The sequence below is a fragment of the Georgenia thermotolerans genome (assembly GCF_009193185.1).
Lineage (GTDB): Bacteria > Actinomycetota > Actinomycetes > Actinomycetales > Actinomycetaceae > Georgenia > Georgenia thermotolerans.
In genome coordinates, this window is record NZ_VUKF01000040.1 from 1 (window position 1) to 22,022 (window position 22,022).

The following is a 22,022-nucleotide window of genomic DNA, read 5'->3' on the forward strand; positions in this document are numbered from 1 at the left end:
GGCCCCCGCCCCGGCGGCGGAGACCCCCGCTGCCCCCGCACGCCCGGCCCGCCCGGACGCGCCCAAGCCCGGCGCGGCCCGTCCCGAGGCCAAGCCCGCGGCGGAGACCCGCCCGCAGGCTCGTCCCGGCGGCGCGCCCCGTCCCGGCGAGCGTGCGCCCCGCCCCGGCGCTCCCCGCCCGGGCAACAACCCGTTCGCGACCTCCCAGGGCATGCCCCGTCCGGGCGGCTCCGGTGGCTCCGGCGCCCCCCGGCCCGGCGGCCCGCGCCCCGGCGGTCCCCGCCCGGGCAACAACCCGTTCGCGACCTCCCAGGGCATGCCCCGTCCGGGCGGCTCCGGCGGCCCGCGCCCCGGTGGCACCGGCGCGGCCGGCCCGCGTCCCGGCGGCACGGGCGGTCCGCGTCCCGCGGCGCCGCGTCCCGGCGGTCCGCGCCCGAACCCCGGCATGATGCCGAACCACAGCTCCGTGGGCCGTCCCGGCGCCCCGGCCCGCACCGGCGGTCGTGGCCGTCCCGGTGCCGGTGGCGGTGCCGGCACGGGTCGTCCCGGCGCGGGCGGCGGCTTCGCCGGTCGTCCCGGCGGTGGCGGCGGCTTCGGCGGCCGTCCCGGTGGCGGCGGCCGCGGTGGCCGCGGCGGCACGCAGGGTGCCTTCGGGCGCGCCGGCGGCCGTCCCGTCCGCGGGCGGAAGTCGAAGCGGGCGAAGCGCCAGGAGTTCGAGCAGCAGTCCGCGCCGTCGCTCGGCGGCGTGCAGGTCCCGCGCGGCGACGGCACCACGGTCGTGCGCATCCGCGCCGGCGCCTCGCTGGCGGACTTCGCCGACCGCATCGACGCCAACCCCGCGAGCCTGGTGACGGTGCTCTTCCACCTGGGCGAGATGGCCACGGCCACCCAGTCCCTGGACGAGGACACCTTCAAGACCCTGGGCGCCGAGCTGGGCTACGTCGTCGAGGTCGTCTCCCCCGAGGAGGAGGAGCGCGAGCTCCTCGAGAGCTTCGACATCGACCTGCAGGCGGAGGAGGCCGGGGAGACCGACGAGGTCCTCCAGGCCCGCCCGCCGGTGGTCACCGTCATGGGTCACGTCGACCACGGCAAGACCAAGCTCCTCGACGCCATCCGGTCCACGGACGTCGTCGCGGGCGAGGCCGGCGGCATCACCCAGCACATCGGTGCCTACCAGGTCACCACCGAGCTCGAGGGCAGCGAGCGCCCGATCACCTTCATCGACACCCCCGGTCACGAGGCGTTCACCGCCATGCGTGCCCGTGGTGCCCAGGTGACCGACATCGCGATCCTCGTGGTCGCCGCGGACGACGGCGTGATGCCCCAGACCGTGGAGGCGCTCAACCACGCCCAGGCGGCCGGGGTGCCGATCGTCGTGGCCGTGAACAAGGTGGACAAGCCGGAGGCCAACCCGGCGAAGATCCGCCAGCAGCTCACCGAGTACAACCTCGTGGCCGAGGAGTACGGCGGCGACACGATGTTCGTCGACGTCTCCGCCCGCAACCGCACGGGCATCGACGACCTCCTCGAGGCCGTCCTGCTCACCGCGGACGCGGCGCTGGACCTGCGGGCGAACCCCGACAAGGACGCCCGCGGCGTGGCCATCGAGGCCAACCTCGACAAGGGCCGCGGCGCCGTGGCGACCGTGCTGGTCCAGTCCGGCACGCTGCACGTCGGGGACGCCATCGTCGCCGGCACCGCCCACGGCCGCGTGCGGGCCATGTTCGACGACCACGGCGAGAACGTCACGGTCGCCGGCCCGTCGTTCCCGGTGCAGGTGCTCGGTCTGCAGTCCGTCCCGCGCGCCGGTGACAACTTCCTCGTCGCGCCCGACGACCGCACCGCCCGGCAGATCGCCGACAAGCGGGCCGCCGCCGAGCGCGCCGCGACGCTGGCCAAGCGCCGCAAGCGCGTCAGCCTCGAGGACTTCACCAAGGCGCTCGAGGAGGGCAAGGTCGAGACCCTCAACCTCATCATCAAGGGCGACGTCTCCGGTGCCGTCGAGGCGCTCGAGGACGCCCTGCTCAAGATCGATGTGGGCGACGAGGTCGCGCTGCGGATCATCCACCGCGGGGTGGGTGCCATCACGCAGAACGACGTCAACCTGGCGACGGTGGACAACGCCGTCATCATCGGCTTCAACGTGCGCCCCGCCGAGCGGGTCGCCGAGCTGGCCGACCGCGAGGGCGTCGACCTGAAGTTCTACTCGGTCATCTACGACGCGATCGACGACGTGGAAAACGCCCTCAAGGGCATGCTCAAGCCGGAGTACGAGGAGGTCCAGCTGGGCACCGCGGAGATCCGCCAGGTGTTCCGGTCCTCCAAGTTCGGCAACATCGCCGGCTCGATCGTGCGGTCGGGTCTCATCCGCCGCAACGCCAGCGCGCGGCTCACGCGCGACGGCGTCGTGGTGGCGGACAAGCTCACCATCGGGTCCCTGCGCCGGGAGAAGGACGACGTCACCGAGGTCCGCGAGGGCTTCGAGTGCGGTATCGGCATCGGCTACAAGGACATCAAGGAAGGCGACGTCATCGAGACCTTCGAGATGCGCGAGAAGCCGCGCGCCTGATCGCCACACCGCCCGAGCCGGGTCCCGTGCCGCTGATGCGGCGCGGGGCCCGGCTCCCGGCCCTGCGGCGCCGGTTCGGTGCCGCCCCCCATCCGCCCCGGCTCCGCCCGTCGGCGGTCGCCCTCGTCCCAAGGAGACACCCATGGCCGACGCGCCCCGCGCCCGCAAGCTAGCCGAGCGCATCCAGCAGATCGTCGCGCGCATGCTCGACACCCGGATCAAGGACCCGCGGCTGGGCTTCGTCACCGTCACCGACGTGCGGGTGACCGGCGACCTGCAGAACGCCACGATCTTCTACACCGTCCTCGGCGACGAGGAGGCGCGGACCTCCTCCGCCGCCGCGCTGGCCTCCGCCAAGGGGATCATCCGCTCCGAGGTCGGCAAGCAGACCGGCGTGCGGCTGACCCCCACGATCGAGTTCGTGCCCGACGCCGTGCCCGAGACGGCCGCCAGCCTCGAGGAGGCGCTGCGCGCCGCGGCCGAGCGGGACGCCGAGCTCGCCCAGCTCGCCGCCCGCGCCGCCTACGCCGGCGACCCCGACCCCTACCGCCGCCCGGCGGAGGAGGACGACCAGGACGTGGCCGACGACGACGCCCGCCCGTGACGGCGCCCGGCACCACCGGCCTGGACATCCCGCGGGGGCGGGCGACCACCCCCGACGGCCTGCTGGTGGTGGACAAGCCGCAAGGCTGGACCAGCCATGACGTCGTCGCCCGCACCCGGCGGCTGGCGGCCACCAAGAAGGTCGGCCACGCCGGCACGCTCGACCCCATGGCCACCGGAGTGCTCGTGCTCGGCGTGGGCCGCGCCACCCGGCTGCTCACCTACCTCGTGGGCGCCGACAAGGAGTACGCCGCTACCGTGCGGCTGGGCCAGACCACGATCACCGACGACGCCGAGGGTGAGGTCGCCGCGGCGCCCGGCGCGGGCCCGCTGCTGACGGCCGACGGCGTCGACACCGCTGCCCTCGAGCGGGCGCTGGCGGCGCTGCGCGGCCCCATCTCCCAGGTGCCCAGCGCCGTCTCCGCCATCAAGGTCGACGGCCGCCGCGCCTACGCCCGTGTCCGGCAGGGGGAGGAGGTGGCCCTCGCCGCGCGCACGGTGACCATCCACCGCCTCGAGGTGACCGCGCCGCCACGGGTCGTGGAGGTGCCCGGCGCCACGGTCGTCGACGTGGACGTCGTCGTGGGCTGCTCCTCGGGCACCTACGTGCGGGCCCTGGCCCGTGACCTCGGCGCGGCCCTGGGGACCGGCGGGCACCTGACCGCCCTGCGCCGCACCAGCGTCGGGCCCTTCACCCTCGCCCAGGCCCGGTCGGTGCCGGACCTCGCCGCCGAGGTCGCCGCGCAGGCCGACGCCGCCGAGCCGGCGGGCCTGCGCACCCTCACGCTGACCGAGGCGGCCACGACCGCGTTCCCCGTACGGCGCCTCGACGAGGCCCAGACCCGGGCCGTGCGCGTGGGCAAGTTCCTGCCCCCTACCGGGCCGGCGGGAGCGGAGCCGGCCGCGCAGCAGGCGGGTGGCGGGCACCCCGCGGTCACGGCGGCTTTGGCCCCCGACGGGCACGTGGTGGCGCTGCTGGCCGACCGGGACGGGGCGGCCCGGCCGGTCCTCGTCCTCGACCCCGCCTAGCGTCGGCTCCTCCCTAGGGCGGCCTCCTGGTCCCGGGGCGGCTCCTCCTCCCCAGGGGCGCTCCTGGTCCCAGGGCGGCCCGAGGCGGCCCGATTACAGTGGGAGCAGGCTGCGGCCGATGACGAGAGGAGCTGTCATGAGCGAGACGACCAGGCCGGCGGAGTCCGCCGAGCGCGCCGGCGGCTGCGGGTGCGGGTGCGGCGAGGGCCACGGCCACGGCGGCCAGGGCCACGGGCACGGGCACGGCGGGCACGGGCACGGCGCCCCGCTGGACATCGCCGGGCGCCGCAACCTCGGGCTGACCTCCGCCCGCCCCGGCGAGGGCACCGACCCCGCCACGCTGGCCCAGCAGGGGCCCCGGCCCGGCGGCGGCTGCGCCTGCGGGCGCCACTGACCCCGGGCGGCGAACCCGTGGCCCGGCCCGGGCGCCGGGGGAGGTAGTGTCGTCCCGGCCAACGGCCCCGGGGACGCCACCGTCCCCGGCGGGCCGGCCGGCCCCGGACAGCCAGGAGGACAACGCGTGCAGGTGTGGAGGGGAACCGAGGAGGTTCCCGCGGACCTCGGCCCGACCGTGGCCACCCTCGGGATCTTCGACGGCGTGCACCGCGGTCACCAGGTGGTGCTCGGCGCGGCCGTGAGCGAGGCCGAGGACGCCGGCTGGACGTCGGTGGCCATCACGTTCGACCCCCACCCCGCCACCGTCCACCGCCCCGACGAGCACTTCGAGCTCATCGCCTCCCTGACCGACCGGCTCGAGCGGCTCGCCGCCACGGGCGTGGACGCCGTGCTGGTGCTCGAGTACACCCTCGACCTGGCGCGCCACACCCCCGAGCAGTTCGCCCGCCGCTACCTCGTCGACACCCTCCACGCCGGGCTGGTCGTGGTCGGGGAGGACGTCCGCTTCGGCTGGCAGAACGCCGGCGACCAGCACACGATGGTCCGCCTCGGCCACGAGCTGGGCTTCGGCGTGCGGATCGTCAAGGACATCGAGTGCCCGGACACCGGCCGGCGCTGGTCGTCCACCTGGGTGCGCGAGCTGCTCGCGGCCGGCGACGTCGCCGGCGCGGCCAACGTCCTCGGCCGCACCCACCGGGTGCGCGGCGTCGTCGTCCACGGCGCCCAGCGCGGCCGCCAGCTGGGCTATCCCACCGCCAACCTCCTCGCCGACGACCTCGGCGTGGTGCCCGCCGACGGCGTCTACGCGGGCTGGCTCATCCGCCCCGCCCACGCGCCCGACGACGGCACCTCCAAGCGGCTGCCCGCCGCGATCTCGGTGGGCACCAACCCGACCTTCCACGGCGTCGAGCGCACCGTGGAGGCCTACGTGCTCGGCCGCACCGACCTGGACCTGTACGGCGAGGAGGTCGTCGTCGAGCTCGTCGCGCGGCTGCGCCCCATGGTCGCCTTCGACGGGATCCCCGCCCTGCTCGACCAGATGGCCGACGACGTCGCCCGCACCGCCGGCCTCCTCGGCGTGCCCGCCCCGCAGCGGCCCGACGCGGCCCGCGCGGCCACCCCGGGCGGGCCGGCCGGCGCCGAGGCGGCCGGAGCCTGACCACCCCCTTGCGAGGGGGCACCGCCGGGTGTCAAGGTCGAAGGACCGAATCCACCCGACGCCGAGACGCCCGGCCGCGGTGCCCCGGTGCCCTCATCGATGCGAGGCGATCATGACCGAGGGCTGGCTGCATTCGCGCGACCCGTTCGACGAGATCTTCAACCGCTTCTTCGGCCCCGGCACCCTGGCCCGGCCCCCGGTCCAGCGCGTGGACCTCGGACGGCTGCTCACCGACGACGCCAAGACGCTCGTCGGCGCCGCCCACGACGCCGCCCGCGAGTGGGGCACCGCCCAGGTCACCCCCGAGCACCTGCTCTACGCCGCCACCCTCGACGACCCGACCCGGGGGATCATCAGCGAGCTCAAGCTCGACCCCGACGAGGTCGCCGCCCAGATGCGCCAGGTGGCCACGCGGAACGGCGGGGCCGCCACCGGTCCGCTGACCCTCAGCCCCGCCGCCAAGGCCGCGCTGCGCGCGGCGCAGCAGCAGGCCCACGAGGCCGGCGTCAGCTACGTCGGTCCCGAGCACCTCCTGCTGGGCATCGCCGCCAATCCCGAGACGCCGGCCGCGCAGGCGCTGGCGGGCGCGCGCGTGGGCGACGCCGCGCACCCCGGGCCGCACCCCGGCCCGCGCCCCGGCGGGCAGGAGCCCAGCGCCACCCCCACCCTCGACCAGTACGGGCGGGACCTGACCGCCGAGGCCCGGGCGGGCAACGTCGACCCGGTGGTCGGCCGCGCCGACGAGATCGAGCAGACCATCGAGATCCTCTCCCGGCGCCGCAAGAACAACCCCGTGCTCATCGGCGACCCGGGCGTGGGCAAGACGGCGATCGTCGAGGGCCTGGCCCAGCGGATCGTCAACGGCGACGTGCCCTCCACCCTCGCCGGCCGGCGGGTGATCGCCCTGGACGTCGGCTCCCTCGTGGCGGGCAGCAAGTACCGCGGGGAGTTCGAGGAACGCCTGACGCAGGTCCTCGACGAGGTCCGCGCCCACCGGGACGAGCTGATCCTCTTCATCGACGAGCTGCACACCATCGTCGGCGCCGGCGGGGCGGAGGGCTCCATGGACGCCGGCAACCTGCTCAAGCCCGCGCTCGCGCGGGGCGACCTGCACTGCGTGGGCGCCACCACCGTCGACGAGTACCGCCGCTACATCGAGAAGGACGCCGCCCTCGAGCGGCGCTTCCAGCCGGTGATGGTCTCCGAGCCCAGCGTGGAGGACACCATCGAGATCCTCCGCGGCCTGGTCGACGCCTACGAGGCCCACCACCAGGTCCACTACTCCGACGAGGCGCTGGTCGCCGCGGCCGAGCTGTCGGACCGGTACATCACCGACCGGTTCATGCCCGACAAGGCCATCGACCTCGTCGACCAGGCCGGGGCCCGGGTCCGGCTGCGCGCCAAGACCCCCGACGCCGACACCCGTTCCACGGAGGAGGAGCTGGCCCGGCTGCGCCGGGAGAAGGAGTCCGCGGTCTCCGCCGAGGACTACGAGAAGGCCAACCAGCTCAAGGAGCAGATCGACCGCCTCGAGGAGCAGCTGGGCGACGTCGTCACCGCGGCGACCCCCGAGGTGACCGTCGACGACGTCGCCGAGGTCGTCTCCCGCAAGACCGGGATCCCCGTCGCGGAACTGACCACCGAGGAGCGGCAGCGGCTCATGGGCCTCGAGGACGCCCTGCACGCCCGGGTGATCGGGCAGGACGAGGCCGTCACCGCCGTCGCCGAGGCGGTGCGCCGCGCCCGCGCCGGCCTGTCGGACCCGGACCGCCCGATCGGGTCCTTCCTCTTCCTCGGCCCGACCGGCGTGGGCAAGACCGAGCTCGCCAAGGCCCTGGCCGAGGCGGTCTTCGGCGACGAGGACCGCATGATCCGCTTCGACATGAGCGAGTTCCAGGAGAAGCACACCGTCTCCCGGCTCGTCGGGGCGCCCCCGGGCTACGTCGGGTACGAGGAGGCCGGGCAGCTGACGGACCGCGTCCGGCGCCAGCCGTACTCGGTGATCCTGTTCGACGAGGTGGAGAAGGCCCACCCGGACGTGTTCAACGTCCTGCTGCAGCTCCTCGACGACGGACGGGTCACCGACGCCCAGGGCCGCACGGTCGACTTCAAGAACACCATCGTCATCCTCACCTCCAACATCGGCTCCGACCTCATCCTCGGCGCGAGCGACACCGACCTCGCGGCGCTGACCCCTCGGCTCATGGAGCGGCTGCGCGCGCACTTCCGGCCCGAGTTCCTCAACCGCATCGACGAGACCGTGGTGTTCCACCGCCTCGACAAGGCCCAGCTCCACCAGATCGTCGGCCTCATCCTCGAGGGCACCCGCCGCCAGCTGCGCGCCCAGGACGTCGCGCTGGACATCACCGACGCGGCCGTCGGCCACCTCGCCGAGGAGGGTTTCCAGCCCGAGTTCGGGGCCCGGCCGCTGCGGCGCACCGTCCAGCGCGAGCTCGACAACCGCCTCGCCGGGCTGCTGCTCTCCGGCGCCCTGGCCCCGGGGGACACCGTGCGGGTGGACGCCGACGCGAACGGGCTCGTCGTCGAGCGCGTCGGGGCCCGGGGGGAGGAGGGCGTCGTCCCGGCCGGGGCGGCGGCCGAGGAGGTGCCGGTCGACCCGGCCGGCGGCGCCTGACCGGCCGCAACCGGCCGGTGGTGAGCAGGCAACCGCCCCCGGCCGGTGGCGCCTGGGCAGGCGGCAGCAGCGCCCGGGCGACCGAGCCCCTCTCGGGGCGGGCGTCCTGTGACGAAGGCCGGGTCGCAGGCGTTCCGGCGCGCCTGATACGCTGGCCCCTGCCGTCAAGCCGGCCACGGATGCGTCATGCCCGGGAGAACATGCCCCGGAGCTCCGTGCAACGACCTACAGGAGAACCACATGGCCCTCGCTGCTGACGTGAAGCAGTCCATCATCGCTGAGTACGCCACCCACGAGGGTGACACCGGTTCGCCGGAGGTCCAGATCGCCCTGCTGAGCCAGCGGATCAAGGACCTCACCGAGCACTTCAAGACCCACAAGCACGACCACCACTCGCGCCGCGGTCTCATGCTCCTCATCGGCCAGCGCAAGCGCCTGCTGGGCTACCTCGCCCAGGAGGACATCGAGCGCTACCGCAGCCTCATCGCGCGGCTCGGCCTGCGCCGCTGACCGACCGACCGGCTCGGACCCTCGGGTCCGGGCCGGTCCTGCATGCCTGTCCGGCACGGCAGGCGCGCCGGGCCCGCAGCGGGCCCACAACTGAACACCTACACCACCTCCGCACCGGCCACGCACGACCGGTCCTCGGTAGTGGCCTCCGGAACGCGGGACGACCCGCAACCCGTCCGTGGGCCTCGATCGATGACCGCCGGGCCGCCGGGGCGGACGAACCCGAAGGAGGGCACCCATGGAGGGTCCCGAGATCAAGTTCGCCGAAGCCACCATCGACAACGGCAAGTTCGGCACCCGCACCGTCCGGTTCGAGACCGGGCGCCTGGCCCGCCAGGCCGCCGGCTCCGCCGTCGCCTACCTCGACGAGGAGACGATGGTGCTGTCGGCCACCACGGTCGGCAAGCACCCCAAGGACCAGTTCGACTTCTTCCCGCTGACGGTCGACGTCGAGGAGCGCCAGTACGCCGCGGGCAAGATCCCCGGCTCGTTCTTCCGTCGCGAGGGCCGCCCCTCGACCGAGGCCATCCTCGCCTGCCGCCTCATCGACCGCCCGCTGCGCCCGTCCTTCGTCAAGGGCCTGCGCAACGAGGTCCAGATCGTCGAGACGGTCCTGGCGATCCACCCCGACGACGCCTACGACGTCCTCGCCATCAACGCCGCCTCGATGTCCACGCAGATCTCGGGCCTGCCGTTCTCCGGCCCCATCGGCGGCGTGCGCATCGCGCTCATCGACGGCCAGTGGGTCGCCTTCCCGCGCTACAGCGAGGTCGAGAAGGCCGTCTTCTCGATGGTCGTCGCCGGCCGCGTGGTCACCAAGAACGACGGCACCACCGACGTCGCGGTGATGATGGTCGAGGCCGAGGCCACCGACAACGCCTGGACCCTCATCAAGGAGCACGGCGCCCAGGCCCCGACCGAGGAGGTCGTGGCCGACGGCCTCGAGGCCGCCAAGCCGTTCATCGCCGCCCTGGTCGAGGCCCAGCAGCAGCTGGCCAACGAGTCGGCCAAGCCGACCGCCGAGTTCCCCCGCTTCCTCGACTACGAGGACGACGCCTACGCCGCCGTCGCGGAGCAGGTCTCCGCCGACCTCGAGCAGGCCATCCAGATCGCCGGCAAGCAGGAGCGCGAGAACCGGCAGGAGGAGATCCGCGCCGCCATGCTCGAGGCGCTCGCCGAGCGTTTCGAGGGCCGCGAGAAGGAGCTCTCCGCCGCCTTCCGCGCCGTCACCAAGCACGCGGTGCGCCAGCGCGTCCTCAAGGACGGCGTGCGCATGGACGGGCGCGGTCTGAAGGACATCCGCACCCTCTCCGCCGAGGTCGAGGTGCTGCCCCGGGTCCACGGCTCGGCGCTGTTCGAGCGCGGCGAGACGCAGATCCTCGGCGTCACCACGCTGAACATGCTGCGCATGGAGCAGCAGCTGGACACCCTCTCCCCGGTGACCCGCAAGCGCTACATGCACAACTACAACTTCCCGCCCTACTCGACCGGCGAGACCGGCCGCGTGGGCTCGCCCAAGCGCCGCGAGATCGGCCACGGCGCGCTCGCCGAGCGGGCGCTCGTGCCCGTCCTGCCCACCCGCGAGGAGTTCCCCTACGCGATCCGGCAGGTCTCCGAGGCCCTGGGCTCCAACGGCTCGACCTCGATGGGCTCCGTGTGCGCCTCGACCCTGTCGCTGCTCAACGCCGGCGTGCCGCTGCGCGCGCCCGTCGCGGGCATCGCCATGGGCCTGATGTCCGACACGGTGGACGGTGAGACCCGCTACGCGGCCCTCACCGACATCCTCGGCGCCGAGGACGCCTTCGGCGACATGGACTTCAAGGTCGCCGGCACCCGCGAGTTCGTCACCGCCATCCAGCTCGACACCAAGCTCGACGGCATCCCCGCCTCGGTGCTGGCCGGCGCGCTGACCCAGGCCCGCGACGCCCGCCTGTACATCCTCGACGTCATGCACGAGGCCATCGACACCCCGGACGAGATGGCCCCGACCGCCCCGCGCGTCATCACCGTCAAGGTCCCGGTGGACAAGATCGGCGAGGTCATCGGCCCCAAGGGCAAGATGATCAACCAGATCCAGGAGGACACCGGCGCGGACATCTCCATCGAGGACGACGGCACCGTCTACATCGGCGCCACCGACGGCCCCTCCGCCGAGGCGGCCCGCCAGGCGGTCAACGCCATCGCCAACCCGCAGATGCCCGAGGTCGGCGAGCGCTTCGTGGGCACGGTCGTCAAGACCACGTCCTTCGGCGCCTTCGTCTCCCTCACCCCGGGCAAGGACGGCCTGCTGCACATCTCGCAGATCCGTCGCCTGGTGGGCGGCAAGCGCGTGGAGAACGTCGAGGACGTCCTCAACGTCGGCGACAAGGTCCAGGTCGAGCTGGCCGAGATCGACCCGCGCGGCAAGCTCTCGCTCCACGCCGTGGTCGAGGGCGAGGAGGAGGGCGCCGAGGCGTCCGAGTCCGGCGACGGCGAGCAGCACCAGGACGCCGGTCGCGACGGCCAGCACCGCGAGGGCGGGCGCCGCGAGGGGGGTCGCCGCGACGGCGGCCGCCGTCGGGAGCGCACCCGCACCCGCAAGCACGAGGGCGAGGACGCCGGCGAGGCGCCCGCGGCCCAGGGTGCCGACGCCTGAGGATGCCTCAGCCGCTTCACCTGGGCCCGGCGGGAGCGCCGGGCACCGAGATCCACACCGAGCAGGACGGCAGCGTCATCCGGCGCTCCGTCCTGCCCGGCGGGATCCGGGTCCTCACCGAGGCCATGCCGGGCCAGCGCTCGACGGCGGTGGGCGCCTGGGTGGCCGTCGGCTCGCGTGACGAGACCGACGGGCACTTCGGCTCCACCCACTTCCTCGAGCACCTGCTGTTCAAGGGCACCGCGAGCCGGTCGGCGCTGGACATCGCCGAGGCCTTCGACGCCGTCGGCGGGGAGGCCAACGCCGCCACCGGCAAGGAGCACACCTGCTACTACGCGCGGGTGCTCGACGCCGACCTGCCCATGGCGGTGGACGTCATCGCCGACATGGTCACCTCCTCGGTCATCGACGCCGGCGAGCTCGAGACCGAGCGCGGGGTCATCCTCGAAGAGCTCGCGATGAACGACGACGACCCCGTCGACGTCGCCCACGAGCGCTTCACCTCCGTGGTGCTCGGCGACCACCCGCTCGGGCGGCCCATCGGCGGCACCCCGGAGACCATCCGGGCCGTGCCGCGCGACGCCGTCGTCGAGCACTACCGGCGCACCTACGTCCCGCACGAGCTCGTCGTCACCGCCGCCGGCAGCGTCGACCACGACGCCCTGTGCGCGCAGGTGCTCGACGCCGTGCGGGCCGGCGGGTGGACCCTCGACCCGCAGGCCGTCCCAGCCGCCCGGCGCACCGGTGCCGCGGAGCTGCGCGGCGTGGTGCCGGGCTCGGGCGCCGTCGTGGTGCCCGGACCGGAGTCCGTGCCGCTGCCCGGGGAGGGTCGCGGCGTCACGGTGCGCCGCCCCACCGAGCAGGCCAACGTGCTGCTCGGCGGCCCGGGCATCGCCGCCGGCGACGAGCGCCGCTACGTCCTGTCCGTGCTCACCACCGTGCTCGGCGGCGGGATGAGCTCGCGGCTGTTCCAGGAGATCCGCGAGAAGCGGGGCTTGGCCTACTCCACCTACGCCTTCGCCTCCTCCTACGCCGAGGCGGGCACGTTCGGCCTGTACGCCGGCTGCGCGCCGGGGAACGTCACCCAGGTGGTCGAGCTGCTCACCGCCGAGTGGGACCGGCTCGTGCGCGACGGCGTGGGGGAGGACGAGCTGCGCCGCAGCGTCGGCCAGCTGCGCGGCAACCTCGTGCTCGGCCTGGAGGACAACGGCTCGCGCATGTCCCGCCTCGGCCGCGCCGAGATCGTCCACGGCGAGCTGACGGGCCTGGACGAGCTGATCGAGCAGATCTCCCAGGTCACCGCCGAGCAGGTGCGCGAGCTCGCCGCGGACCTCGCCGCCCAGCCGCGCTCGCTCGTGGTGGTCGGCCCGTTCGACGACGACGTCGCCGAACGGCTCCTCGGGACGCGCGCCTCGGCCTGACCGGGCACGGCGGCGGGCCGGCGGCTGCGGCCGCCGGCCCGCCGTCTCAGACCACCTCGGCCAGCCACCGCTCCAGCGCCGCCCGGATCGCCGCGTGATCCTTGCCGAGACTGTGGTCGCCGTCGACGACGACCACCTCCCGGTCCGGTCCCGCGGGCGGGACGCCGAACGGGTCGCGCGCGCCCTGGACGACGAGCGCGGGCACCCCTGCGCCGTCGAGCTCGGGCAGTCGGCTGGGCCGGTCGGCCTTGCCCGGCGGGCGCAGCGGGAAGGCCAGGCACAGCACCGCGACCGCGCCCACCGCGCCGGCCGTCCGGCACGCCACGCGCGCGCCCGAGGAGCGCCCGCCGGCGACGAGCGGCAGCCCGGCGAGGTCGGTCTCGCGCAGGTGCGCCGCGACGGCCGTCCAGGCGGCGTCGAGCTGCCGGGCCGGGGCCGGCGCCCGGCGCCCCGCCACCCGGTAGGGCTGCTCGACGAGCGCGACGCTCAGGCCCGCCGCCAGCGCCACGTCCGCGGCGAGCACCAGGTCCTTCGCGGTGACGCCGCCCCCGGCGCCGTGGCCGAGCATGATCGCCGCCCGCGGCGCGGCCGCCCGGCGCAGGTGCACCCGTGCCGGGCCGTGCGGGGTGGCCACCTCGCGGACCAGGGTCCCGGAGACCGATGTCCCGTCCCCGGCGACCGGGGTGTCGTCCGTCATGCCGTCCCTCCCGGCAGGTCGCTGGAGAACCGGCGCGGCTTGCCCGGTCCGAGCTCGTCCGGCGAGGCCAGCACCCGCAGCGCCAGGTCGCGCCCGAGCAGCCGGCGCAGGCTCTTCCGCGCCCCGTCGGCGTCGCCGCCGAGCAGGTCGAGGCGCAGCGCGCCGGCGGCGTCCTGGTGCAGCTGCCAGGCGCGGGCGCCGTGGGCCTGCAGCAGCTGGGTGGCGCTGACGGCGTCGACCCAGGTGCCGTCGTCGTGCCGGAACCGCACCGGCGCCCGGCCCTCGAGGGCGTGCAGCGCGCCGTCGGCACCGAGGACGGCCGTGTCGCCGGTGCGGTAGCGCAGCAGCGGCAGGTAGGGGTTCTCGTCGGCGGTGACCACCACCTCCCCGCGCCCGCCCACCGGCACCGGGGCGCCGTCGGCGTCGAGGACCTCCACGTGCACGCGGCGGGGGAGCAGCCGGTGCGGCTCCCCGGCGGCGCCGGACGCGGCCAGCGGCCCGGCCTCCACCAGCCCGTAGACGTCGAGGACCGGGGCGGCCCATCGCTCCTCGAGGACGGCGCGGGTGGCCGGGGCCAGCGCCGTCGCGCCGCTGACCACCGCCAGGGGACGCAGGTCCACGTCGAGCTCGGCGAGACGGAGGAGGGCGAGCGGGGTGGAGGTGATGACCTGCGGGTCCGCCCAGGCGAGGTAGGCCTCCCGGTCCCCGGCGCGCCGCCAGCCGGCGGGGTGGAGGGTGATCCGGGCCATCGCGGCCTGCTCGAAGGCGGAGAGGACCGATCCGTACGTGAACGCCGTCTCCTGGGCCACGACGCTGAGGACGGCCACACGGGCCGGGTCGGGCCGCCAGGTGCGCCCGGCCCCGGTCACGAGCCGGCGCAGCTGGACCAGGTCGGCGGCCACGGTGACGGGGTGCTGCGGGAGCACCACGGCCGCGCCCGTGCTGCCCGAGCTCGTCCCGGCGATGGCGTCGGCCAGCGGGACGTCCAGGGGCACGAAGTCGGCCAGCGCCCGGGCCAGGTGCGCCCGGGAGATCGGCGGGACCTCGGCCAGCGGGGGCGGCGCGCCGCGCCAGCGGCGCCGGTAGTGCGGGACCGTCCGGGCGGCGCGGGCCAGCAGCTCGTCCACCCACTCGGGGGCTGCCGCCCCGGCGGCCGGTGCGGGGGCGGCGGCGATGTCGTCGTGCAGCCGGTCCAGGCGGGCGACGTCGCCGGCCGTGAGCCGGTCGCCGCAGGCGTGCACCCAGGCTGGCGCGCGGGGGTGCTCGCGCACGGCGGTCAGGCGGGCGGCGCCGGCGGCGGTGAGGGTGGGCCACCGCTCGGCGTCGGTGAGCGCGGCGTCGGCGAAGGGGGTGTACTCGGCGAGCACCGGGTCGAGCCGGGGCTCCGCCGGCCGCTCAGGTGCCGGCCGCTCAGACATAGGTCACCCGCATCGCGGCCTCCCGCGCGCGGCGCTCGGCGAGCTGGCGGGCGAGCTCCTGCGCCCGGCGCTGCTCCTCCACCATCTCGGCCAGGGCGGCGGCGAGCCCGGCGCTGCTCAGCGCGGCGAGGCGGTCCGCGGCCACCGCCGCCGACTCCCCGGCGGGACGCAGCCCGAGCAGGTCCAGCAGCACCCGGGCGGCCTCCTCGCGGGCGCGGGGGTCGGCCTGCCAGTCCCGGGGGCTGACGTGGGCGCCGAGCACCCGGACCATGCGCTCGACCACCTCGTGCAGCGCCGCCGGGTCGAGGCGGCCGCGCCACGGCCGCAGGCTGGGGGCGTGCAGCACCGCCAGGGTCACGGCGACGGCCTCGCGCTGCACCGGGCCGGTGGCCGGCGCGGAGAGGTCCGGCGTGGGACGGGTGCCCGGGGCGGCGAGGTCGGCGAGCGAGTCCTCCCACAGGGCGACCACGTCGAGGCCCGGGTCCCACACGTCGGGGGAGACGGCGGCGAGGTCGCGCATGAGCGAGCCCAGCGGCGGCCCCTCGGGGCCGGGCCGGTCCCCGGCTGGCCGGTCCGTCATCGTCCTGCTCCCGTCACGTCCCACATCCGCGCGGCGAACGCACGCGCGAAGTCCACCAGATCCTCCCAATCCGCCACGCGGTGCACCGCGTAGGGCGCCGCCATCTCGCGGATGCGCGCCACCATGTCCGCGGAGGTCTGCAGCACGAGCGTGCCACCCCCGCCCGCCGCGGCGAGGGCGTCGACGGCCACGCCCGCCGTGCGGAACATCGTGTCCACCCCGGCGTCGGAGATCACCGCGATGTGGCACGGGCGGCGGTCGGGGTCGACCGGGTGGCGGGGGTCCGCGCGCCGGTGCGGCTCCGGGCGGTCGGTGGGGTGCCCGCCGTCGTCGCCGGTGCGCGGCGGGTGGGCCGCGGCCAGGTGCTCGAGGGGGAAGGAGGTGCCGCCGCCGAAGTGGGCGACGACGGCGGCGAGCACGTCGTCCGACCGCTCGGTGAACCCGTCGGTGCCGGCGACCTGGTCCGGGCCGCTCCACGTCGTCGCCCGCACCCGGGCGCCGGCCCGCAGCGCCGAGAGCGCCAGCACCGTCCCGGCGAGGGCGAGCGGGGACCGTATCGAGCACGGGTCGGGGATGGACCCCGAGGAGTCGAGGTAGAGGTCCAGGTCGACCGGCTCACGGCCCGGCTCGGCCGGGTCGTCCTCCTCCACCACCCGGCGCACGAGCGTGAACCCCGGCACCGGCCGGGGCCCCGCGGCCAGGCTGGCCGGCCAGTCGATCGCGGCGAGGTCGTCACCGGCGTCCCACGTCTCCAGGCCGCCCAGGAGGGGCTCGGGGGTGACCGGGCGGGCCAGCGTGGGGAACGGCACCAGGTAGGGGGCGGCGTTCTCGCGGTACCAGGCCGCCGCGGCCCGCGCGGGGTCGCTCTGGACGCCCAGCTCGGCGAGCACGGCGGCGTACTCGGCCGGGTCGATGCCGTGGGGGTGGTCGGTGGGCGACCAGGCGCCGGAGGTGGCGCCGTCGTCTCCCGTGGGCGTCCCCACGGTTCTGCCCGGCGTCGCGCTCCCGTCCGGGTCCTGCTCGCCGGCGGGCGCCAGGCCGCGGACCACCCGCGGATCCAGGGCGGGGTGAACCGCGGGCGCGGCGAGGGTGGGGTCGCTGGCCAGCCCGGGCACCGCTCCGCCGTCCGCCGGGGCGTGCGCGCACACCACGGCGGCGGCCCCCGCCAGCGGGGCCTCCCCGCCGCGGTCGGCCAGCAGCTGGCGCACGAGCGCGCCGAAGCCGCCGACCCCGCCGACCGGGTCGTCGGCATACGCCCGCACGGCCCGGGCGCACAGCTGCGCCTCCCGCTCCGGGACGGCGGCGTCGGGGCACGTCAGGGTGCCGGCGGGCAGCGCCCAGAGCAGCTCGTCGGTGCGCATGACCAGCTGCATGACGACGTCGTCGGGGTGCGGTGGGCCGATCGCGCGCCAGACGGAGCCCATGCGCAGCTCGGCGCGCCGCTGCAGGCGGTCGTTGATCAGCAGGTCCGACCACAGGTTCGCGACGACCGGGGCGAGGTCGACCCGGTCGACGAGCCCGGCCCGGGCGCGGACCAGCAGCCGGCCGGCCGTGGCGAGGTCGCCGGGGGAGAGGACGTGGTGGCCGATCTCGTGGGCGAGCACCTCCACCGGCAGGCCGGCCAGGCCCAGCGCCCGGGCCTGCTCGAGGTCGACGAAGACCTCCACGTCGCGGGTGGAGAACCAGGCGAAGGAGGCGACGTCGGCGGGCACGTCCGCCGGGCCGACCAGGTGCGGGGCGCGCAGGCGCAGGTGGCGGCCCCACGCGGCCAGGGCCCGCGGCCAGGCGGTGAGCCAGCGCTGGCGCAGGGCGTCGGTGGCCGCGTGGTCGGCGGCCCCGGGGTCGGCCGGCGCGGGGTCGAAGCCCCGCCGGTGGGCGTTGCTCGTGGACCGGGCCGCGCTCATGCGCCCGTCCCGACGTGCAGGCAGTACGACCGGGGCGTGGTCCAGGCCCGCACCCCGCGGGCGGCGAGCCCCCGCTCGTCGAGGAACCACGCGCGGGCGAGGTCCTCGGCCGCGCGGGTGGGCCGCACGGACCAGCCGTGGCGGTCGGCCCGCACGAGCCACCACCGGGTGGCGGGGTCGGACGCCACGGTGGCGCCGCCGTCGTGCGGGGCGGCCGGGGTGCGCACGAGCCAGCGCACGCCGTCGCCGCCGACGAGGTCGGGCACGCGGACCCACGGCCCACCGAAGCCGCGGAAGCCACCTACGCGCCAGGTCCCCGGGCCTTCGCCCGGCCACCACCACGGCTCGCGGGCGTGGCGCTCCAGGGCGGCGCGCGCGTCGGTCGGGGCGTCCAGGCCGAGCACCGCGGCCAGCGCGGCGGCCGGCACGCGAGGCGCGGCGCCGAGGGCGGCGGCGCGCCACATCACGGCGCCGGAGCGCCAGGCGGCCAGGGCGGCAAGGTCCCGCAGGTGCCGGGCGTCGCCCGCGGCGTGGAGGGCGTCGGTGAGGCGACCGGCCCAGGCGGCCAGGTCGACCTGGCCGCGCAGCCGCGTGGCGGCGGTGAGGAGGTCGTCGAGCAGCGGGGAGACCTCGGCGGGCAGGACCCGGGCGAGGCGCGGGACGATCGCGAGGACCACCCACCGCGTCAGCGACCGCTCGTCCCACCCGCGGGGGCACGCGCCGCACACGCGGGCGAACAGGTCCGCCGCCACCGCCGCGACCACCCGGTCGGGCAGCCCCTGGGCGGCGAGGGCGTCGACGACGGCACCGGCCTCGCCCAGCGCCCGGTGCAGCACGTCCCGCCGCGCGCCCGCGGCCTGCGCGCGGCGCAGCAGGGCCGCGCGGTCCACCCGGTGCGCGAGGACGTCCGCGCGCCAGCGGCTCACCGGCTCCACTGCAGCCAGGTGAGGTAGTTGGTGTACCGCTGGTGGGCGTACTTCAGCGCCAGCGCGTCGTCGTAGAGGTGGCCGTAGAGCTTGCGCGCCTGGCCCCACCCGTCCAGCACCTGCTCGATGCGGGCCATCCGGGCCCGGACCGTGGCCGCGTCGACGCCGTCGAGCCCGGCGTGCAGCTCGCCGAGGATCTCGGCGACGACGTCGTCGCGGTCCAGCCCGGCGACGTCGTACTGCGCGCAGGCGGTGTCGAAGATGTCGCGCAGCCAGGAGATGCGGTCCGTGCGCAGCGGCGCCCGGCCCTCGTCCTCGAACGCCGGGGCGCGCAGGTCCGGGGCGACCTTGTCGTGCAGGACGAAGGGCAGCACGGCGCGCACGTCGTCCAGCCCGACGGCGGGCCGGCCGCGGAAGAACGCCATGGCCTTGGCGTAGGCGACGAGGGACTGCAGGGCCCGCACCGACAGGCCGTTGAGGGTGGAGGAGCCGACGTCGGACAGCCGGTCCCGGCCGGTGTCCTGGGCGGCGATGTGGTGCACGTCCGCGCCGGCCAGGCGGGCGGTGTCCTTGGTGCGGTACTCGAACTGGTCGCCGGCCCGCTCGAGGAGCTCCAGCTGGGAGGCGAAGAACTCGATCCGGCGGCGGACCTCCGCGGGCAGCGGCAGCGCGGTGATCGCGGCGTGCACGGCGGCGTGCTCCTCGGCGGTGAAGACGATCTCCGGCGGGACCGCCTCCTCGGGGCGCAGCCGGCGCTCGGCCCGCTCGACCAGCTCGCCCAGGAAGCGGGAGTTGAACGGCAGGGCGTGGACGATGACGTCGATGCGGTCGCGCAGGGCCTCGACCACCTGGTAGGTGCCGCCGCCGGCGTCGTCGTTGGCGGTGAGGTACCACGCCGAGGCGCCGGTCTCGTAGATCTGGTCGTAGACCTCGACGTAGCCGTCCGCCAGCACCGTCAGCAGCGCCGACTGGGTGCGGGTGGGGATGCGGTTGTACTCGTCGACGATCTTCACGCGCATGCCGAGCCAGGAGCGCCAGGCGACGTCGACGTCGGCCAGCGAGTCGGCGCTGACGAGGTCCTTGGGCAGCGGGGTGCCGAAGAGGTCGGTCACCGTCAGCTGGGGGTGGCCGTGCTGCATGGCCCGGCGCACCTCCCGGACGGGGTAGCCGGCCAGGACGCCCATGAGGATGGCCGAGGCGGTCTTGCCGCGACCCGGCCCGCCCAGGAGCAGGCAGCGGCCGCGGACGGCGAAGGTCAGCAGCGGCAGGAGGACGAAGCTGGAGTAGGACTGCGCCGTCGGCAGCCGCAGCTCCGCCCGGGAGTCGCCGAGCCGGAAGACCCGCCCGGCCGCCTCGGCGTCGAACTCGACGTCGTAGTGCGGGGAGATGATCGCGTGGTTGACGATCCAGAAGTAGGCCTGGCGCAGCTTCTCGTCCAGCCCGGTGCCGGCGCCGGGGCTGGGGGCGGCGGCCAGCGGCCGGAAGAGGTCCTCGACCTCGAGCTCGCCGCCGGCGGCCGGGGACGGCGTGGGCAGGGTGGGCGAGGCGGAGACGTGGCGGAGCGGGTCGGTCGGTGCGGTCACGCGCCCACTCTTCCGGACGGGGCCGCCGCGATGTGGTCGGCACGCGCGGCGGAGTGCACCTCCGTGCCGGCCTGGGGCAGCGGGTCCGCCAGCCGGCGCCCGTGCGGCAGGGCGTCGATGAGCGCCGCCGCGCGGGCGAGCCGCTGTGCGGGGGTGCCGCGGACCTCGTGCCAGGGCACGCCGGCGGCGTCCAGCACCGCGCGGAACCGGGCGGTCATGGCGGGGCGCACGTGCTCGCCGTCGCGCAGGCCGTCCTGGACGAAGGGGATCTCGTCCCCGGTGAGCAGGTACAGGTCCGGGCGCCGGCGGGCGGCCAGCGCGGCGACGGTGGGGGATGCGGTGCCGACGTAGCGCTCGTGCCAGACCGTGGTGGCGAGCACGTCGGTGTCGGCCACGAGCAGCGGGCGCGGGGTGCGCGCGGCGGCGTCGTCCTCGAGGCGCGCCTGCTCGCGGGCGATCAGGTCGAACTCGGCGGTGTGCCAGGGGCGGGACAGGCCGCCGGGGCGGATCTCGCTCCAGGTGCGTCCGTACTCGGGCACCTCGGGGGTGCCGTAGCGGGCGGCGAGGGCCCGGGCGAGGGTGGTCGTCCCGGTCGACTCCGCGCCCACGACGACCACCCGGGTGCACAGGTAGGCGCGCACCGGCGCCGGCAGCGCCCACCAGTGCCGGCCGGGATCGGCGCGCACCGCGGTGCCCGACACCGGGGTGGCGGCGCGCCCGGGGTCGACCTGCACCCAGGCGGCGCCGAGGCGGTCGGCCATCTCGACGCCGTAGCCGTCGCCGGTGAGCACGGCGTCGACGGGGGCGTCCAGCAGCGCGGTGATGATCGCCAGGTGGGCACGCCAGGCGGCGTCGGAGCCGTAGTCGACCGGGGCGTCGTCCAGGGCGTGGACGACGCGGGCCTGGGGCACCTCGGCGCGGACCCACTCGGCGCGCACCTCGGCCGGGACCGACTCCACGCTCGAGCCGAGCACCTGCACCGTCAGCCGGTCGCACAGCCGCAGGCCCGCCCGCAGGAGGTTCAGGTGCCCGGCGTGCAACGGGTAGAACTTGCCGACCACGAGGCCGTGGGCGTACCTCACGGCGCGGGCACCTGAGCCGAGGGCGCCGCTCCCGCGGGGGCCGACGGCGCCGTCTCCGAGCCTGGCCGACCCATCGCCGGGGCGGGCGCGAGCGCCGCCTTCCAGTCACGGACACCGACGGCGCACAGCAGCAGGTAGCCGACGTAGAGCACTGCGGTCAGCCACAACCCCTGCGAGGCGTACAGCCCGACGAGCAGCACGTCGGTCGCGATCCACACCGCCCAGCTGCCCAGCCACTTGCGGCCGAGCATCACCTGCGCGACGACGGAGGTCGCCGTCGTCAGCGAGTCCCACCACGGCACGGTCGAGTCCGTCCACGCGCCCAGGGCGGCGGCGCCGGTGACCGTCAGTGCGACGGTGACGCCGGCGGCGGCGGGCCATGCCCAGCGCGGGGTGCGCCTGACGTGCAGCCGCGCGCCGTCGGCGCCGTGCAGCCACCAGTACCAGCCGAGCACGCCGAGGACGGCGAAGAGGACCTGGAGGGCGGCGTTGGCATAGAGACCGGCGGCGGTGAAGAGCGCGGCGAAGACCGCGTTGTTGGCGAGGCCGACGGGGAACGTCCACACGTTCTGCCGCACGGCCAGCCAGACACAGAGGGCGCCGGTGACGAAGCCGAGCAGCTCGGTCGGGTTCACGCGGCGAGGTTAGCCGAGCGGGCCGGGCGGGCCGGGGACGGGTCCGCGCGCTGTCAGGCGGCGCGTCCGCGCGCCGTGCGTCGACGGGGGCCGGGGGCCGGGGCAAGATCTGGCAACTGGTTGCCATGTGGGTGGCGCACGTCTCAGGGTGACGTCCACTGGGATTTACCTGGGAGCCGACCGGATGGCCGTGGCGTCGTCGCCGCTGACCGACGGACGGCGTCAGTTTCGTGGTACGGG

Annotated in this window: 17 protein-coding genes; 9 read left to right on the forward strand and 8 right to left on the reverse strand. The window is 75.9% G+C overall.

Going from position 1 to position 22,022, the window contains the following annotated elements; translation table 11 throughout:
• From infB to GD970_RS16555, 9 genes are all read left to right on the forward strand, one after another.
• Positions 1 to 2,569 (forward strand): translation initiation factor IF-2 (gene infB / locus GD970_RS16515; RefSeq protein ID WP_152204006.1); only part of this gene is annotated, 2,569 nt, incomplete at its 5' end.
• 142 nt (positions 2,570 to 2,711) lie between these two features.
• Positions 2,712 to 3,173, forward strand: a complete 462-nt coding sequence (gene rbfA, locus GD970_RS16520) for a 30S ribosome-binding factor RbfA (RefSeq protein WP_152204007.1) — start codon at positions 2,712 to 2,714, stop codon at positions 3,171 to 3,173.
• A complete protein-coding gene (truB, locus tag GD970_RS16525) occupies positions 3,170 to 4,201 on the forward strand; it encodes a tRNA pseudouridine(55) synthase TruB (RefSeq protein WP_170297302.1) in 1,032 nt (343 codons plus the stop codon). The genes rbfA and truB overlap by 4 nt, the downstream gene beginning before the upstream one ends.
• A gap of 136 nt (positions 4,202 to 4,337) precedes the next feature.
• Positions 4,338 to 4,595 (forward strand): hypothetical protein, encoded by a 258-nt coding sequence (locus GD970_RS16530; protein WP_152204008.1) that lies wholly within the window; start codon positions 4,338 to 4,340, stop codon positions 4,593 to 4,595.
• Between the two features lie 126 nt (positions 4,596 to 4,721).
• Positions 4,722 to 5,756 (forward strand): bifunctional riboflavin kinase/FAD synthetase, encoded by a 1,035-nt coding sequence (locus GD970_RS16535; protein WP_152204009.1) that lies wholly within the window; start codon positions 4,722 to 4,724, stop codon positions 5,754 to 5,756.
• Positions 5,757 to 5,868: 112 nt separating this feature from the next.
• Complete coding sequence (locus GD970_RS16540; RefSeq protein ID WP_152204010.1) at positions 5,869 to 8,391, forward strand: ATP-dependent Clp protease ATP-binding subunit; 2,523 nt, start codon at positions 5,869 to 5,871, stop codon at positions 8,389 to 8,391.
• A 240-nt stretch (positions 8,392 to 8,631) separates the two neighbouring features.
• Entirely contained in the window at positions 8,632 to 8,901 is a 270-nt protein-coding gene (gene rpsO, locus GD970_RS16545; protein WP_152204011.1) for a 30S ribosomal protein S15, read from the forward strand.
• Between the two features lie 238 nt (positions 8,902 to 9,139).
• Positions 9,140 to 11,536 carry a polyribonucleotide nucleotidyltransferase gene (locus tag GD970_RS16550; RefSeq protein WP_152204012.1) on the forward strand — a complete coding sequence of 799 codons (2,397 nt, stop codon included), beginning with the start codon at positions 9,140 to 9,142 and terminating at the stop codon, positions 11,534 to 11,536.
• 2 nt (positions 11,537 to 11,538) lie between these two features.
• Positions 11,539 to 12,957: a M16 family metallopeptidase gene (locus tag GD970_RS16555; RefSeq protein WP_152204013.1), complete on the forward strand. Its 1,419-nt coding sequence runs from the start codon at positions 11,539 to 11,541 to the stop codon at positions 12,955 to 12,957.
• Positions 12,958 to 13,003: 46 nt separating this feature from the next.
• Here GD970_RS16555 and GD970_RS16560 read toward each other — a convergent pair whose 3' ends face one another.
• From GD970_RS16560 to pnuC, 8 genes are read right to left on the reverse strand one after another with little or no spacing between them, the layout of a single operon-like run.
• On the reverse strand, positions 13,004 to 13,654 hold the full coding sequence (locus tag GD970_RS16560; RefSeq protein ID WP_152204014.1) for an alpha/beta hydrolase family protein: 651 nt from the start codon (positions 13,652 to 13,654) through the stop codon (positions 13,004 to 13,006).
• A complete protein-coding gene (locus GD970_RS16565; RefSeq protein ID WP_152204015.1) occupies positions 13,651 to 15,072 on the reverse strand; it encodes an AMP-binding protein in 1,422 nt (473 codons plus the stop codon). Before GD970_RS16565 ends, GD970_RS16560 begins: the two co-directional genes overlap by 4 nt.
• Positions 15,065 to 15,652 carry a hypothetical protein gene (locus tag GD970_RS16570; protein ID WP_152204016.1) on the reverse strand — a complete coding sequence of 196 codons (588 nt, stop codon included), beginning with the start codon at positions 15,650 to 15,652 and terminating at the stop codon, positions 15,065 to 15,067. The genes GD970_RS16565 and GD970_RS16570 overlap by 8 nt, the downstream gene beginning before the upstream one ends.
• Positions 15,649 to 17,556 (reverse strand): hypothetical protein, encoded by a 1,908-nt coding sequence (locus GD970_RS16575; protein WP_152204017.1) that lies wholly within the window; start codon positions 17,554 to 17,556, stop codon positions 15,649 to 15,651. Before GD970_RS16575 ends, GD970_RS16570 begins: the two co-directional genes overlap by 4 nt.
• Complete coding sequence (locus tag GD970_RS16580) at positions 17,553 to 18,482, reverse strand: hypothetical protein (protein ID WP_152204018.1); 930 nt, start codon at positions 18,480 to 18,482, stop codon at positions 17,553 to 17,555. The genes GD970_RS16575 and GD970_RS16580 overlap by 4 nt, the downstream gene beginning before the upstream one ends.
• Entirely contained in the window at positions 18,479 to 20,065 is a 1,587-nt protein-coding gene (locus GD970_RS16585; protein ID WP_152204019.1) for a MoxR family ATPase, read from the reverse strand. Before GD970_RS16585 ends, GD970_RS16580 begins: the two co-directional genes overlap by 4 nt.
• Positions 20,062 to 21,147 carry an AAA family ATPase gene (locus GD970_RS16590; protein WP_152204020.1) on the reverse strand — a complete coding sequence of 362 codons (1,086 nt, stop codon included), beginning with the start codon at positions 21,145 to 21,147 and terminating at the stop codon, positions 20,062 to 20,064. Before GD970_RS16590 ends, GD970_RS16585 begins: the two co-directional genes overlap by 4 nt.
• Positions 21,144 to 21,782, reverse strand: coding sequence for a nicotinamide riboside transporter PnuC (gene pnuC / locus GD970_RS16595; RefSeq protein ID WP_152204021.1), 639 nt, complete (start codon positions 21,780 to 21,782; stop codon positions 21,144 to 21,146). The genes GD970_RS16590 and pnuC overlap by 4 nt, the downstream gene beginning before the upstream one ends.
• Positions 21,783 to 22,022 lie beyond the last annotated feature (240 nt).